A 644-nucleotide genomic window follows, 5' to 3' on the forward strand; every position below is an offset into this window, starting at 1 on the left:
AGATCTGTGGCACGCGCCACGAGATCGGAATGCGCCATCCGCCGGGTCAGACCGCCAGCGGAAATGCCTGCCCCGTACGGGTTCACCTTCTCATGCAGCGCGTTGACGCCGAAGCTGAGGCAATGCGCCAGCAAGGCCAACCGACTGCCCTGATCGAGGACCGTCAGATAGTCCCAGAGCGCTGCATCATCGCCAAGCGGCAGATCGGCTTCCCATTCCGCATGACGCTCGTCGACGAGCTTGGCCACTACGCTGTCTTTCAGATCGGGCGCCTGCGCCGACATATAGACCTGACGCACGGATGCCTCGAGACAGCTGCCCGAAGCAGAGGAGGTGCGGAAGGTGTCCGTCACCAGCTTCAGAAGCAGCAGCGTCAGCGCGACATCCGGCGAGCGCCCGATCGCTTCACGTAGCGCAAGCGTCCGATGGGCCGTCAACTCCATGACCAACCGCTCGGGCAGTGGCTTCAGCGCTCCGTCATCCTCATCCTCCGGCAGATCGCCGCCAATCGGCTGGCCACCCGACATGATGACGGTTCCGGCATGAGCGGCACTGTCATAGCCATCGGTGAGATCACGATCATCCCCCTGCCCCGCCACCGCAGGATCAGCACCATCCTGGACCGCGGTCTCGTCAACGGGCTC

1 pseudogene is annotated in these 644 nt (G+C 64.0%); it reads right to left on the bottom strand.

Annotated elements, in window-relative coordinates:
* Positions 1 to 644, bottom strand: a pseudogene (locus BKY27_RS19640) (DNA-binding protein); the annotation flags it as partial.

Origin of the sequence: Nioella nitratireducens (assembly GCF_001879715.1) — a bacterium.
In the GTDB taxonomy this organism is placed as follows: domain Bacteria; phylum Pseudomonadota; class Alphaproteobacteria; order Rhodobacterales; family Rhodobacteraceae; genus Nioella; species Nioella nitratireducens.